Source organism: Parahoeflea alexandrii (assembly GCF_027214025.1).
Classification (GTDB): domain Bacteria; phylum Pseudomonadota; class Alphaproteobacteria; order Rhizobiales; family Rhizobiaceae; genus Hoeflea; species Hoeflea alexandrii_A.
Genome location: NZ_JAPWHB010000011.1, coordinates 13,583 through 28,213 on the forward strand (window position 1 = coordinate 13,583; position 14,631 = coordinate 28,213).

11 protein-coding genes are annotated in these 14,631 nt (G+C 63.5%); 6 read left to right on the forward strand and 5 right to left on the reverse strand.

The window, feature by feature from the left end:
- Window positions 1-10 precede the first annotated feature (10 nt).
- The 3 genes from O4H62_RS24820 to O4H62_RS24830 all read right to left on the reverse strand — a co-directional run bounded on the left by O4H62_RS24820 (window position 11) and on the right by O4H62_RS24830 (window position 2,871).
- A complete protein-coding gene (locus tag O4H62_RS24820) occupies window positions 11-1,255 on the reverse strand; it encodes an ABC transporter substrate-binding protein (RefSeq protein ID WP_269391574.1) in 1,245 nt (414 codons plus the stop codon).
- A 34-nt stretch (window positions 1,256-1,289) separates the two neighbouring features.
- A complete protein-coding gene (locus O4H62_RS24825) occupies window positions 1,290-2,168 on the reverse strand; it encodes a GntR family transcriptional regulator (RefSeq protein WP_269391575.1) in 879 nt (292 codons plus the stop codon).
- A gap of 214 nt (window positions 2,169-2,382) precedes the next feature.
- Entirely contained in the window at window positions 2,383-2,871 is a 489-nt protein-coding gene (locus tag O4H62_RS24830; protein ID WP_269391576.1) for an RrF2 family transcriptional regulator, read from the reverse strand.
- Between the two features lie 130 nt (window positions 2,872-3,001).
- Here O4H62_RS24830 and cydD point away from each other — a divergent pair, with 130 nt between their 5' ends.
- The 5 genes from cydD (at window position 3,002) to cydX (ending at window position 9,455) form a co-directional block, all read left to right on the forward strand.
- Complete coding sequence (gene cydD / locus O4H62_RS24835) at window positions 3,002-4,669, forward strand: thiol reductant ABC exporter subunit CydD (RefSeq protein ID WP_269391577.1); 1,668 nt, start codon at window positions 3,002-3,004, stop codon at window positions 4,667-4,669.
- Window positions 4,666-6,366 (forward strand): amino acid ABC transporter ATP-binding/permease protein, encoded by a 1,701-nt coding sequence (locus tag O4H62_RS24840; RefSeq protein ID WP_269391578.1) that lies wholly within the window; start codon window positions 4,666-4,668, stop codon window positions 6,364-6,366. Before cydD ends, O4H62_RS24840 begins: the two co-directional genes overlap by 4 nt.
- Window positions 6,367-6,515: 149 nt before the next feature.
- A complete protein-coding gene (locus O4H62_RS24845) occupies window positions 6,516-8,126 on the forward strand; it encodes a cytochrome ubiquinol oxidase subunit I (RefSeq protein WP_269391579.1) in 1,611 nt (536 codons plus the stop codon).
- A 5-nt stretch (window positions 8,127-8,131) separates the two neighbouring features.
- Entirely contained in the window at window positions 8,132-9,295 is a 1,164-nt protein-coding gene (gene cydB, locus O4H62_RS24850; RefSeq protein WP_269391580.1) for a cytochrome d ubiquinol oxidase subunit II, read from the forward strand.
- Window positions 9,296-9,311: 16 nt separating this feature from the next.
- Complete coding sequence (gene cydX / locus O4H62_RS24855; RefSeq protein WP_269391581.1) at window positions 9,312-9,455, forward strand: cytochrome bd-I oxidase subunit CydX; 144 nt, start codon at window positions 9,312-9,314, stop codon at window positions 9,453-9,455.
- Window positions 9,456-9,542: 87 nt separating this feature from the next.
- Here cydX and O4H62_RS24860 read toward each other — a convergent pair whose 3' ends face one another.
- Together O4H62_RS24860 and O4H62_RS24865 are read right to left on the reverse strand one after the other, a co-directional pair.
- Window positions 9,543-11,972, reverse strand: coding sequence for a YbcC family protein (locus O4H62_RS24860; RefSeq protein ID WP_269391582.1), 2,430 nt, complete (start codon window positions 11,970-11,972; stop codon window positions 9,543-9,545).
- A 20-nt stretch (window positions 11,973-11,992) separates the two neighbouring features.
- Entirely contained in the window at window positions 11,993-13,558 is a 1,566-nt protein-coding gene (locus O4H62_RS24865) for a proton-conducting transporter membrane subunit (RefSeq protein WP_269391583.1), read from the reverse strand.
- Between the two features lie 105 nt (window positions 13,559-13,663).
- On the opposite strand from O4H62_RS24865, the gene O4H62_RS24870 reads away from it, so the two are divergent.
- Window positions 13,664-14,545, forward strand: coding sequence for a LysR family transcriptional regulator (locus O4H62_RS24870; protein WP_269391584.1), 882 nt, complete (start codon window positions 13,664-13,666; stop codon window positions 14,543-14,545).
- Window positions 14,546-14,631 lie beyond the last annotated feature (86 nt).

Below are 14,631 nucleotides of genomic sequence, written 5' to 3' on the forward strand. Positions count from 1 at the left end.
GTCGAACGACCTACATCTTCATCGGGAAGACAGTTTCAGCCGAGGCGAATTCTGCGGGATAGATCACCTCGATGGCGCCCTTCTGGACCTGCGTGTTGACCGGCTGCGCACCTTCGTTCTGGCCGTTGACCATCTTGGTCGCACCGTAGGGCATGCCGTGCTGGTCCCAGGTCGAGGCCGCCATCGCCGCATTGACGGCGTCCGGATCGGTTGAACCGGCGCGATCGATCGCATCAGCGAGGAAGGCGACGGCGTTGTAGGCCAGGAACACTTCGTAGGTGTAGACCAGACCCTTTGCTTCCGCGGCCTTGCGGCGAGCGAGCGCAACTTCCGACTTCGGGTCGTACCAGTGATTGCAGTCCATGATCAGCTCGGCTGCTTCCGGGAACTCGTTGACGAACTGCAGGTTGGACGCAGCCCCGCCGAGCACCGAATAGATGCCCATGGCCTCGATCTTCTGCTGGCGCAGGGTGCGGGCCAGAAGCACGTACTCATTATAGTAGTTGGCCGGAATGATCAGGTCAGGCTTCTTCGACTTGATCTGCAGCGCGATGTTGGTGAAGTCGCGTGTCGGATTGGCATGCTTGATGACATCGATCACTTCGATGCCGATGCCCGGCAGCTGCTTTGACAGAAGTTCGGCGGTGCCGGTTCCAAACAGCGATTCCTCGTGCACGATCATCGCGGTCTTGGCCGGAGAACCGGCAGCCTTGTTGATGGTGTCGAGATTGGCGACCGCCATCTGCGCGACCTTGCCGTAGCCGGGGCTGAAGCGGAAGGTGTTGGCGAGACCGCGGGTAACGATGGAATCGGAAACGCCGACATCGACCACGTGCGGCGTGTTGGTCTTGGCAGCTTCTTGCGAGGTGGCGAGCGAAATCGCCGAGGAGTAGCCGGCAACGATGCCGTGCACGCCGGCCTCGGTCATCTTGGTCACTTCCGCCGCACCGATATCGGGCTTGCCCTGGCTGTCGGCCAGCATCGCCTCGATCATGGCGCCGCCCATCGACTTGATGCCGCCGGCTGCGTTGATGTCAGCGATTGCCATTTCGGCACCGGCCCGGCACTGCGAGCCCGAGAATGCGATGAACCCGGAAACCGGATGGATCAGGCCGATCTTCACCGGCGCGGCCTGCGCCCTGAGAACTGCCGGGAACCCTGTGACACCAACGGCGAGAGCCGCAGCACCGGTTGCAAGGAAGTCGCGGCGGCGAACCCCTGCGGAATTGGTTTTCGTTGTCTTCGTATCAGCCATCATTCACCTCCTGTTTGGTCGACCGGCGGTCGATTCAATGTTCCCCGGTTATGTTGCTTGCAGCGCCGCCGGCCGGGACCGGTGACGAGGTCTGCGTCGCCCATCGCATGCCTTCTCTTTCGCGAACGCGATTCATGGACATTTCGAAGCGATAGATGTCGGGCCGGTACAAAACCCGGATGTACTCGACCGGGCGTCCGGAACTGTCACGCACGACACGGCGGACCTCGATCAGCGGCGAACCGGCATGAACCGAAAGCGCGCCGGCGACCTCGGAATCGGCCAGCGTCGCGGAAATGGTCTGTCGCGCCGAGGCCACCTTGACCCCGGCAAGCTCCAGCAAGAGCAACAGCGGTTTGGTATCGAGATCCTCGCGGTCGTATTGCCGGCCGATATCGGCAGGCACGTAGGTCACCAGGTAGGACATCGGCTCTCCGTCGAGCCGGCGTACGCGCACCGCGTGCTGAACTTCAGTACCGGGATCGAGTTCAAGCGCCTGGGCGATGTCCTCGCTGGCCGCGAGATAACCGAAATCCAGCACCCGGGCTTCCGTCGCGATGCCCATCAGCGAGATGTTTTCGAGCCAGCCATCAATCGAGGAGGTCACCGCCGGCGCTTTCGGCCGGTGCGTCACGCGGGTGCCCCGGCCACGTTCGCGCACGACCAGTCCGGCTCCCGCGAGTTCGTTCAGCGCACGCTTGGCGGTAATGCGGGAGACGTTGAATTCCGCAGCCAGTTCCTGCTCGCCCGGAACCAGTTCGCCGGGTCGGACCTCGCCGCCGAAGATACGGTTGCGCAGGATCAGGAAAATCTGGTGGTAGAGCGGTACCCGGGCATTGGGATCGAGCCGAACGGACGAGCGTTCCTGCCCAGCATCAACCACACCTGATTGTTCCAAGTCTTTCGTTTTCATACCGGCTCCAGATCTCGTTGAAGCTAATGGTATGTCAATATGCCATTATGTCAATCAGTATCATCCGGAGCTTGATCCGGAATCCAGAAAACGCGATCTGGAGGCGATCGGCGGCCGTCCGCGACGGCATCGCGATGCATGTGGCTCAGGGCTGGTTCCGGGAAGACGGCTGGTTCATTTCGATGACTGCCGCCAGGGCGCGGGGCTTCCCGACTCAGGCGACGACCGGTTCGGCGGCGTCTTTAAAAGAACAGGAAGCTGGCCTCTCCGGCACCAGCTTGAGAATGGTCTCCAGGCCGCAATTGCCGGCGACGAGATCATATAGGGTGACCATGTCGAGCTCGTGATAGAACGCCTCGACAGCCCGTAAGATGAATCCGCGCAGCCTGCACTCCGCCGTCAGCGGGCAGGTATTCTGCTCACCCGCAAAGCACTCGGCAAACGGAACGCTCGATTCGAAAATGCGGAAGACCTTGCCGATACTGATATCGCGCGGCCTGAGGCCGAGCTGAAGCCCGCCTGCCCGCCCACGTATGGTCTCGACAAAACCGTGCTGCTGGAGCTGATGAATGACATGACCCAGATGATTGCCCGAAGCATTGCAGGCCTTGGCGATGTCGGACGAACGGACGACCTGGCCATCATTGACCGCGCAAAACATCAGCACACGGGTGGCAAGGTTTGTTCTGGTTGTCAGGCGCATGGTGCGGTTCCGGTGGCATCGACAGACCTCCACAATATGCTGCATTGATCCCGCCCGGATTGATTCAGATCACTTTCCTGTCAGTCCGGAACAGATATTACGCATTTTGAAAGCAACTTTGCAGGCGCGCATGTCCCCACGGCCAGACACGAACCCCAAGACCGACGAGCACGCGCTGGACCAGTTGACGCGCGCTGTCGGTAGACAGATGCGCCTGGCTTCGATCCTCGCGGTTGCCTCGTCGCTGATCTGGCCGGTGCAGGCGGCGATCGTGGCGATGGCAATTTCGGGATTGCTTGGTCCGGCCCCCGGCCCAGGTCCGGTCATGACTGCGGCCGCCTTCGTCGGCTTCGGTGTCGCGCGCGCCTTGATGGCCTACCACGCCGAAGCCTTGCTTTTTGCAGCGGCCACCAAGGCCGTGACAGCTGCAAGGGAAGAGATCGTCCGGCGCGAGATGCGGGCAACCGACAGCGGCGGGGCCGGATCCATCGCAGCGCTCGCCACCGAGAAACTCGACGCCATCATACCCTACATCACCCGCTATGCGCCGGCGCGCGCACGTGTGATGACCGTTCCGCTGGTCATCCTTGCCCTCAGCTTCTGGTTTTCATGGGCCGTCGGCTTGGTGCTCCTTGTCTCCGGCCCGCTGATCCCGGTCTTCATGGCGTTGGTCGGGATGGCCGCGAAGGACGCAAGCCAGCGGCAAATGGCCGATATCGGTTCACTCAACGATCTGCTGATCGAGCGCCTGTCCGCCCTTGTCGACATCAGGTTGCTTGACGCCGGACCGGCAGTTGTTTCGGATTTCGCCCGGGGCGCGGACCAGCTCAGGGCCAAGACCATGAACGTGCTCAGCATCGCGTTCCTGTCCTCGACGGTGCTTGAGCTCTTTGCGGCGATCGGCGTGGCCATGGTTGCGGTCTATGTCGGATTTGCCCTGCTCGGCGCCATCGAGTTCGGCGGATATGCGGCCGCGCTCACTCCAGCCGCCGGGATCTTCCTCCTGTTGCTGGCGCCCGATTTCTATCAACCGATGCGCGACCTGTCCGCCGCCTGGCATGACAAGGCGGCCGCACTGGCCGTCGCTGGAGAACTTGCCGAATGGCGGAAGCAGTCGCCGGCGGCATTGCTCGGTCAGGGCGGCAAAACCGGAAAACTCCCCGGATCTCCCGAGATCGGCTTGCGGAATGTAGCCGTGCAGATGGGAGACAGGCTGATCCGCTATCCCGACATTTCGATCCGTCCAGGCGAGAGCGTTGCCCTGATGGGGCCATCGGGTGCAGGCAAGACAACGCTTCTGCGGCTGCTTGCCGGACTGGTTGCGCCGGATGAGGGGCGCATCACCGTCGCCGGAGATGCTCTCACCGCCGACACCGCCGATGCCTGGCGCGCCCGGCTGGGCTGGATGCCGCAAGCCCCGCATTTCATCAACGCCAGCCTGGCCGACAACATCAGCTTCGGACAGCCCGGCGACCTCGACGAATCCTTGCGCGCCGCAGCGGTCGGCTCCGTCATCGAGGCGCTGCCGGGTGGAACAGAGGCGCTGCTTGGCGAGACCGGCGGCGGGCTCTCGGGCGGCGAAGCCCGCCGGATCACACTGGCGCGGGCGGTCTTCGCCCAGCCCGACATCCTGCTGGCCGACGAGCCGACGGCTGATCTCGATGCCGAAACCGCCGGCCTGGTGATGGCGGGTCTGCAAGCGCTCGCAGCGCGGGGCTGCAGCCTCATCATCGCCACCCACGATCCCGCGCTTGCCGCGCGGATGGACCGGACGATCCAGATCGGGTCCTGCGCATGACCCCGGATGGCAACAACAGCGGAGGCCGAGCCCTGTGGCGCATCTTCCGCATGATCCTTGGGGATCAGAAAACCGCACTGATGCGAGGTGCGGCGCTGAGCCTCGCCGTGCTCGTCGCCGGCATCACCCTTCTGGGATTGTCCGGCTGGTTCATCACCGCCGCAGCCGCCGCGGGACTTGCCGGCATGGGCGCGGTCTTTGACGTTTTCAGGCCCTCGGCCATGGTGCGCTTCCTCGCGCTCGGACGAACCGCCGCCCGCTACGGCGAGAGACTTCTGACCCACGACGCGACGCTCAGGGCCCTGACATCGATAAGGGTACGTCTGCTGGCCGCCACCATCTCAGCCCCGCATGATGTGCTGGTGCGGTTGCGCGGGCCCCAGGCGTTGAACCGGCTGATGGCGGATGTCGATGCGCTTGACGGTGTGCCGTTGCGGCTGATCCTGCCGATCGCGGCCGGCCTTGCTGCCCAACTGCTGACATTCGCAATACTGTGGTGGCTGGTCGAACTCGGTGTCGCCCTCTGGATCGCCTCCGGTTTCCTTGTCGCTTCCGCGGCGACGCTCTATCTCGCGGCCCGTACCGCAGCCAACGCGTCCCGCAACGAAGAAGCCGGTTCCCAGGCCTTTCGATCAGGTTTCATCGATCTGATCCGGGCACGAAGCGATCTCGCGGTCTATGGGCAACTGGTGCGGCATGGAGAAACAGTGCTGGCGACGGACGCCCGAAGACAGGCCGACAGGGGCAGGCTCGACCGCATTGAGCGGCGCGCCGGTTTCGCCCTCTCGCTCACCGGAACGGTCGTCGCCGCTGGCGCGCTGGCGCTGGGCATGACACTGGCTCAGGCGGGCACCATCACCCCGGCATTGGCGGCCATCGGCTTCTTCGCTTCGCTGGCGTTGACAGAAACCATTGGTCCATTGCGCAGGGCGATGGCCGATCTTGGCCGCATGGCGGTTGCCGCGCAGAGGGTCGATTCGACGCTGGCATCGGATCGTATCGAACACGGCGGGAACCTTTTCGGCGAAACCGCGGACTTGCTGATTGAAGAGTTGTCATTCCGGCGAGCCAATGCGGCAAGGCCGGTTCTCGACCGGGTCTCTTTTGGTCTGACGGCTGGAGAAAGCCTTGCCATCACCGGCGCCAGCGGATCCGGAAAAAGCACATTGCTGCTGCTCGCCGCCGGCCTTCTGCGCCCCGATAGCGGGCGCATTGTCCTGGGCTCCGTGCCGCTTGACCGATGGGACGAGACCAAGTTGCGGTCCACGCTCACTCTGGTCCCGCAGCGCAGCACTCTGATGGCCGGCACAATCAGGGAGGCGCTGCAACTCGCCGCGCCCGAAGCGGTTGATGCCGATTTGTGGCGGGCACTGGACGCCGTGGCCTTGGCTGGCGTAGTCCGCGCAAAGGGGGGGCTTGAGTTCCGGCTGGGACCGATGGGGTCGGGACTCTCGGGCGGCGAGGCACGCCGGCTGGTATTGGCGCGTAGCATCTTGCGCGGACCGCGACTGCTCCTGCTCGACGAACCGACCGAAGGGCTGGATGAGGCTACGGCACTGGCCGTTCTAAAGGGAATCCGGAAATATCTGCCGGAAGCGTCGATCCTGACCGCATCACATCGCCCGGTCGAAACCACCTGGGCGGACCGGGTCGTGAATTTGAACCAGCCCTTCAGCGCGACACCGGAACTCCTCTGATACAGCGTGGATCCAGATCTAAAGATGCATCCCGCATGCAGCTTTATTGATTCAAATCAATGTCACCCCGTCCAGTCGGACATATTCAAGAGTTCATAGATATGTTTTCGGGACGTCTGTCACGTCCCCCGTTCCAAGGAGCAAAGCAAATGGAGTTCGGGATCGTCGAGCTGTCACGGCTGCAGTTCGCCATGACGGCGATGTACCACTTCCTCTTCGTGCCGTTGACGCTTGGGCTTTCCATCGTCGTCGCCATCATGGAGACGGTGTATGTGATGACCAACCGTCCGATCTGGCGGCAGATGACGAAGTTCTGGGGCACGCTGTTCGGCATCAACTTCGTTCTTGGCGTCGCCACCGGCATCACCATGGAATTCCAGTTCGGGATGAACTGGAGCTATTACAGCCATTATGTCGGCGACATCTTCGGCGCGCCGCTGGCGATCGAGGGCCTGATGGCGTTCTTCCTCGAAGCAACCTTCGTCGGGCTGTTCTTCTTCGGCTGGGACAAGCTGAGCAAGGTGGCGCACCTCACCGTCGCCTGGCTGGTGGCCATCGGCTCCAACTTCTCGGCCCTGTGGATCCTGATTGCCAACGGCTGGATGCAGAACCCGGTCGGCGCTCAGTTCAACCCGATGACCATGCGCATGGAAATGACCGATTTCTACGAGGTGCTTTTCAACGAGGTGGCCCAGGCCAAGTTCGTCCATACGGTTTCGGCCGGCTATGTCACCGCCTCGGTCTTCGTGCTCGGCGTCTCGGCCTGGTATCTGCTGCGCGGGCGTCACATCGAGCTGGCCCGGCGTTCGATCACCGTGGCAGCCGCGTTCGGCCTCGCATCGGCGTTCTCCGTGGTGTTGCTGGGCGATGAATCCGGCTACAGCGCCACGCACAGCCAGAAGATGAAGCTCGCTGCCATCGAGGGCATGTGGGAAACGGAGCCGGCGCCGGCCTCCTTCACTGCGTTCGGTTTTCCGGATCAGGAGGCGCGGACCACCCACTACGCCATCCACATTCCCTATGTGATGGGACTGATCGGCACCCGCTCGCTGACCACCTCGATCCCCGGTATCGAGGAGCTCGAAAACCAGGCTGAAACCCGCATCAAATCCGGTCTGATCGCCTATGACGCGCTGATGCATATCCGCGAGGCGCGCGACAATGCCGATCCGTCCGAGACAGCCAGGTTCGAGGCGCACTCTGCGGATCTCGGCTTTGCGTTTCTTCTGCGGAAATATGTCGATGATCCGCGGCAGGCGACACCCGAGCAGATCGTCCAGGCCGCGAACGACACCATCCCGACCGTCTGGCCGCTGTTCTGGGCCTTCCGGATCATGGTGGCGCTCGGCTTCGGCTTCATCGCGACGATGCTCTACTTCTTCTATAGGGCCTCGTTCAAGGGCATGAACTTCCCCCGCCCGGCCCTGCATCTGGCGGTGTGGATGATCCCTGCGCCGTGGATTGCCGCGGAACTGGGCTGGTTCGTCGCCGAGTTCGGCCGCCAGCCCTGGACCGTGGACGGCGTGCTGCCGACGGCCATGTCGGTCTCGGCGTTGTCGATGACCGAGGTGGCGCTGACGCTTGCCGGATTTGTCATCTTCTACACCGTCCTGTTCATCATCGAGATGGGGCTGATGCTCAAATACATCCGCAAGGGACCCTTCCAGGACGTCGAGGAAACCGACGCCTGGGTTATCAGACACACAGAACGGCTGGCCGGCCGGCGCAATGCCGACGCCATCGCCATGCCGGCGGAGTAAGAACCATGATCCTGCACACTCTTATCGACTATGACATCTTGCGCGTGATCTGGTGGGGGCTGCTCGGCGTCCTGCTGATCGGCTTCGCCCTCACCGACGGGTTCGACATGGGTGTCGGCGCCCTGTTGCCCTTCGTTGCGAAGACCGATGTCGAGCGTCGCGTGGCGATCAACACGGTTGGGCCCGTCTGGGAAGGCAACCAGGTCTGGTTCATCCTCGGCGGCGGTGCAATCTTCGCCGCCTGGCCGCCGCTCTACGCGGTCTCGTTCTCCGGCTTCTATCTGGCGATGTTCGTGATCCTTGCGGCATTCATTGTCCGGCCGGTGGCCTTCAAGTACCGCTCAAAGCGTGACGACACGCGCTGGCGGACGTCCTGGGACTGGGCATTGTTTGCCAGTGGCGCGATCCCCGCCCTTCTGTTCGGCGTCGCCGTCGGCAACGTGATCCAGGGTGTGCCGTTCCATTTCACCGATGATTTGCACACCATCTACGAGGGCGCCTGGTACACCAAGTTCATCGGCCTGCTCGATCCGTTCTCGCTTCTGGCAGGCGTGGTGTCGCTGTCGATGCTGGTGATGCATGGCGGCGCCTGGCTGACCCTGAAGGCCGAAGGCGAGGTGCAGGACCGCGCCCGCCGCTTCGGCTCCATCGCGGCACTTGTCGCGGTGGCAGCCTATGTTCTGGCTGGCGTCTGGATGGCCGTCGGGATCGAAGGCTACCGCATCGTCGGCGATTACCTGACCGCCGGCCCGTCCAATCCGCTGCATTTCGAGGTGGAGAAGACAGCGAGTTGGTTCACCGCCTATTCGGACCGCCCGTGGATCGCCATTGCCCCGATCATGGGCATCGCTGGCGGCCTGCTGACCTTCCTCGGCCTGCGCGCCGGGCGTGAAGTCTCGACGCTGCTGGTCTCCAAGATGGCAATCCTCGGCGTGATCTCGTCGGTCGGACTGACGATGTTCCCGTTCATCATGCCGTCCTCGTCCGACCCGCAGTCGTCGCTGACGGTCTGGAACAGCTCGTCCTCACACATGACCCTGTTCATCATGCTGGTGGTGACCGTGATCTTCATGCCGATGATCCTGGCCTACACGGCATGGGTCTACAAGGTGCTGTGGGGCAAGGTCACCGAGGCCGACGTCACCGACAATTCTCATTCCGTCTACTGATCAGGAGGATCAAGATATGTGGTATTTCGCCTGGTTGCTGGGTCTTCCGCTGGCCGCAATGTTCGCCGTCGTCAACGCCATGTGGCTGGAACTGCAGGAAGACAGCCGCATGATCAACGATCAGGGCGGCAATCCTCCGCAAGGCAAAACGCGGCGCTGATCCGCGAACCGTCCCTCCGAGCTCAAAGGGCGCCTCATTCTTGCGGCGCCCTTCTTTTTTCCGCCCGTGCGGATCAGACCATGAAACTCATGCGACATTTCTCCGGTCCGCTGCGGCAGCCTCGGCCGGTGTGTCGCATTGCGTCCATTTGAGGTCTCCGGCATAGCGCCAGGCAAGACGACCCTCCTCGTCCATGGCGAAGAGATGAAGCCAGCGATTGTCGAACAGGGCGCGCACCTCCTCATGACGGCTCAGAATATCGTTCATCGCCTCGCGGGGCGCGTTGATGCAGACCGACAGGCGCAACGGTTCATGCGCATGGGTCTCGCCGTCATGGACCGATTGCCACGGCAGCCCGCTACGCAGCAGTCCGCCATTGCCTTCAAAGACCCCGATGCCGCCAACAACATTGTGCAAGAGCTTGTTGCCGGCGCCAAAACTGTCGGGCGCCACCGTTGAGCCGTAATATTGCAGGCTGATCCAACTCGCGACCACCACCGGCGCCGTCATGATGAGCTCGAGTACGCCGAACCCGTTGCTGCTGTCCTTGTGCCAGTCATAATCATGCAGGAAGGAGCGCCCTTCCAGATTGCGCCCTGCCGTGTGACCGCGCGGCGCGGCGATGAAGGCCTTGCAGCCTGCCAGCGCCCATTCGGGACGAACTTCGGCCCAGTCCCGCGCCCGCATGGCGATTTCGCCGGCATTCGCCGCATGGGGCAGGCGCAGGGCGCGCTCTCCGCGAACGACCTTCCCCGCCAAAGCCAGCCAGTCGCGGACTTGCCTGAGATCGGCCAGGTGGGACTTGGCCGCAACATCGCCATCGTAAAGCGTGACCGCGTCTGTCGTCGTATCGTGCAGGGCCGCAACGAAAAGCGTGTCTTTCGGGATCGCAATTCCGCGCGCGGCAAGCCCATCGCGAACCTCGGTGTCATTGAGCAGTTGCGCCAGCAGACGGGCATTGACCTCGCCGGGATGACCGCCGCATGCGCCGCACTGCAGGCCGCTTGCGAAGGGATTGTTCACTACGCTCGCGCCGTGACCCGCCAGCAGGACAATCCGGGCAAACCCCTCGGTCAGCGACATCGCCCGCAGCACGGACTCAGCCGAATCCGTCTTGGTCTTGATGTCGAGCTCGGATTCGAATCGCGGCGCCGGGTCGCTTGCACGGTTAGGGGCGCTCATGCCCAGCGCATCGCGCACAAGCTTGCCGGCATAGACCGGTCCCATCGCCTCGACGAACGCGAACGAGGACACCGCCGCCAGCTTGAACCGGCCCCAGGCCCGCTTCGACCGCGCCGCGTAGCGCGCGGCAAGGTCATCGGCCTTGCTGGTCGTGTCGCCGGAACAGGAGCTTGTCGCGGGATTGAGAAGCACCGGCAGGCGGAGTTCGTCCACGTCCGAGGCAAAGCCCCGGTGCCTGACCGATACGCCGAAGAACCCTGCGAAGCCGAGCGTGCGGATCGAAGGGGCAACGGCTTCCAGCGCGCGGCGGAAGACTTCCGAGCGCACGTCGATGCAGAAGGCTGCCTGCAGCGCCGGGCGCGCATCTTCCGCGACCGGAGAAGCCTCGGCCGCCAGGGTGCCGGAAAGACGGCGTTGCGCGGCAAGCTCGGCTGCCTCCTGCAGGATCGCATCGATGATGCCTGCCCTGTCGGGCAGGACCGGCGTTTCGTGGATGGCGCGAACCTGAGCCCATTTCTCGTCGATCACGGCCCCGTGCCGGAGATACAAGGCCTCTTCCCACAACAGCCGTATTGCCAGGAGGTCGGCGATCGTCCGGCTCTCGCCGCCGGCCAGCTCGGCCCGCCAGAGTTCGTAACGCGCATGCTGCGCCCAGCCTCCGAGCGAGAAAAGCAGCTGGTGGAAGTAGGTCGGCAACGCCGCCTCGCTCAGGCCCAGCCGGTCGACGGCCCGTGCAACCGCGGCCATCGGCCTGTCCGGCGCCTCTGTCGCCAGCCGGGCAAATCCCTTGAGCCCCATGATCTCCGGCGTGAGATCGTGGGTGGCAAAGGACTGGAAAGCCGCCCATGCGGATTTTCCCCGCGGCGCGGCCCACAGGGCCTGCCCGCGATCGAAATAGCCCGCGGCCCAGACGCCGAAGCGCTCGGCCAGCAGACCGGGCCAGTCGCAACCATCGATCTCGGCGGCGAGATCCGCGATCGTCGGCAATGGCTTTGGCGCGGGCCGCGGCTCGGCAGCCATCGCCTTCAGCGCCATCACATCCGCCGGTTTTCCGGCCTCCGCGCAGCTTGCAAGTGCATGAGCAAGATCCGCATTCGAGATCTCACCCGAGGCGATCCGTTCCTGATACCAGGCCCGCGGCATGGTGACTTGAACCCCGCCGATGCGGGACAGGAGCGCCCCGGTCCGGGCGAGCGTACCGCTGGTCTGACCCAGGAAAGGATTGACCGCGACCGAAGACGCCAGCGGCCAGAGCGGCGGGATCTGTCGCGCCGCCGCATCAGCGGCGGCTTCGAGCGTCACCAGAGTGGAATCATGGATGTCTTCGAATGTCATTTCAGATCTCTTTCTCAGGTTCAGGATGACCGCCGGACCGACCAGTTGCCGGCAAGCCGGTCAAAGACGGCATTGGCATAAAGTCCGTTCGACAGGTGTACGCGTAGGCCGGCGGCGGCGGGATGGTTGGACCACAGCGGGAACATCGCCTGCGCGATCGCCACCAGACCGAAGCTCGAGACCGCGAGGATGATCAGCAGCCATTCCAGCGGTTCGGGAGAAGGTGCAGGCGGCAGGGTTCCCTCGGTCACCCAGCTTGCTCCTGTCTGCAGCGCGAAATAGCTAACCGAGGTGGCAAGCGCGTAGACCGCCGTACGCCGGGTCAGCGCCCGGGGAGCGGCATCGGCGAGGCCCTGCGCCAGCAGGTAGGCGACACCGAAGATCAGCATCGCGCCGAGCGCGATCGCCTGCGGCGACTTGCTTTCAATGCCGAAACCGAACCCGATGGCGGCATAGATGATCAATGCGAGGCCGAATGACCGGAGCACCGCCGCACCATTCGGGATGGCGATCGGCCCCGGCCGCTGCAGCGCGGCCACTGTTTCGACGGCAGTACCCGAGGCCAGGAAGGCATGTGCCTTGTAGAGCGAATGCGCAACGATATGCAGCAGCGCCAGCGGAAAAAGGGCCAGTCCGCACTGCATGATCATGAAGCCCATCTGGGCAATGGTCGACCAGGCCAGCGAGGTCTTGACCGCGGGCTGGGCGAGCATCGCCAACCCGCCGAGCAGGGCGGTGAAACCGCCGATCATCACCAGAATTGCGAGAACGCCCGGCGCCAGCAGCGTCACGTCGGCGAACCGGATCAACAGGAAGCCACCCCCATTGATGACGCCGGCATGCAGCAGCGCCGAAACGGGCGTCGGGGTTTCCATGACTTCGGTGAGCCAGCCGTGGCTCGGAAACTGGGCCGACTTGAGGATTGCAGCGAGCGCCAGGAACGCCGCCGCCCAGAATGCGCCCGCCGGCATCACCCCGTCCCGCGCCGCGGACAGTATGGTGGCGATGTCGATTGTCTCGTAACCGAAGGCGAGCAGGCCCGCCGCGATGACCAGTGCCGCATCGCCAAGCCGGGCGACGATGAACTTCTTGCGTGCCGCGCGGATAGCTCCGGTCCGGCCGGAGAAATGCAACAGCAGATTATGCAGGAACAGGCTTGTGCCTATCCAGGATGCCACCAGCAGCATCAGGTTTCCCGACAGCACCAGAAGCAACACCGATGTCAGCGTGAGGCAGAGCCATCCGGTAAACCGCCCCTGCCGATCGTCACCATCGAGATAGGTGGCGCTGAACCGGATCACCACCGTGCCGATGAACGAGACCAGCAACAGCATGGTGACGCTGAGCACATCGAGCCGGAAGCTGATGATCCCGAGCAGACCGGAACCGGCGGCCCAGGTCTGCGCCCCGTTGAGGACCTGGACCACAGGGGCGGCCACGGAGGCGAGCAGCGAGACAATGCTTGCAAGCGCTGCCGCCATCTTGGCGCGCCGCGGCCGCAATCCGGGGTCCAGCCTGCTGACGCCAAAGGCAACGGCGAGGGCCAACGGCCCGCTGAGAGCCAGGAGAACGAGGGGAAACTGCATGCGGGCCTCCAGTGCGATGTTGATCGGCGCACCGGATAGCAGCAGATTTTCTATATATTAAATTCATTGTTTATGCCTTATCGTTTCTTATTGGAGAACGATTGCATGAGCCAGCTCAACTACAATCACTTGCGCTACTTCTGGGCTGTCGCTCACGAGGGCAATCTGACCCGCACCGCAGAGAAGTTGAATGTCTCGCAGTCAGCCCTTTCGATTCAGATCAGGAAGCTTGAAGCACAAGTGGGTCATGCTCTCTTCGAGCGACGCGGAAAACAGTTGATCCTGACAGAAGCCGGGCGGATGGCGCTTGACCATGCCGACACCATCTTCGCCACCGGCGACGAACTCATGGGAACCCTGAAGGAGCGAGCCGGCAGGATCCGGCGTGTGATCAGGGTTGGAGCGCTCGCCACGCTGTCACGCAACTTCCAGCTCGGATTCCTCCGCCCGGTGGTGTCGCTTCCCGACGTGGAGGTCGTGCTCCGCTCGGGCCGCATGGATGACCTGCTGCGGGAACTTGAAGCGCTGCGGCTCGATGTGGTGCTCGTCAACCAGGTGCCGCACCGCGATGCCGCGACACCCTGGATATCGCACAAGCTGGCCGACCAGCAGGTGAGCCTCGTCGGTTCGCCCCGGCGCATCGCCGGATCGACCGGCATCGTCGAGTTGATGACGAACAACCCGATCATCTTGCCGAGCCTCGAAAGCAGCGTGCGGACGGGTTTCGACGCCTTGGCGGCCCGCCTTGGCGTCCGCCCCCGAATCGCCGCCGAAGTCGACGACATGGCAATGCTTCGCCTCATGGCCCGCGAGGATGTCGGCCTGGCGGTGGTGCCGCCGATCGTCGTCAACGATGAATTGGCAAACGGACTGCTGGTCGAGGCTTCAAAACTGCCCGGGCTTCAGGAAACCTTCTACGCGGTCACGCAGATGCGGCGGTTTCCCAATCCCTTGCTCAAGCAGCTGCTAAAGGCTGACGTGATCTAGATGTGGAGCAGCATCCGCTGTCGCCGACCGGGGCTCGCGATCAAAGCGCCCGGGTAGTGGCAGTGCGAGGTGCCAGTACCCGGCTG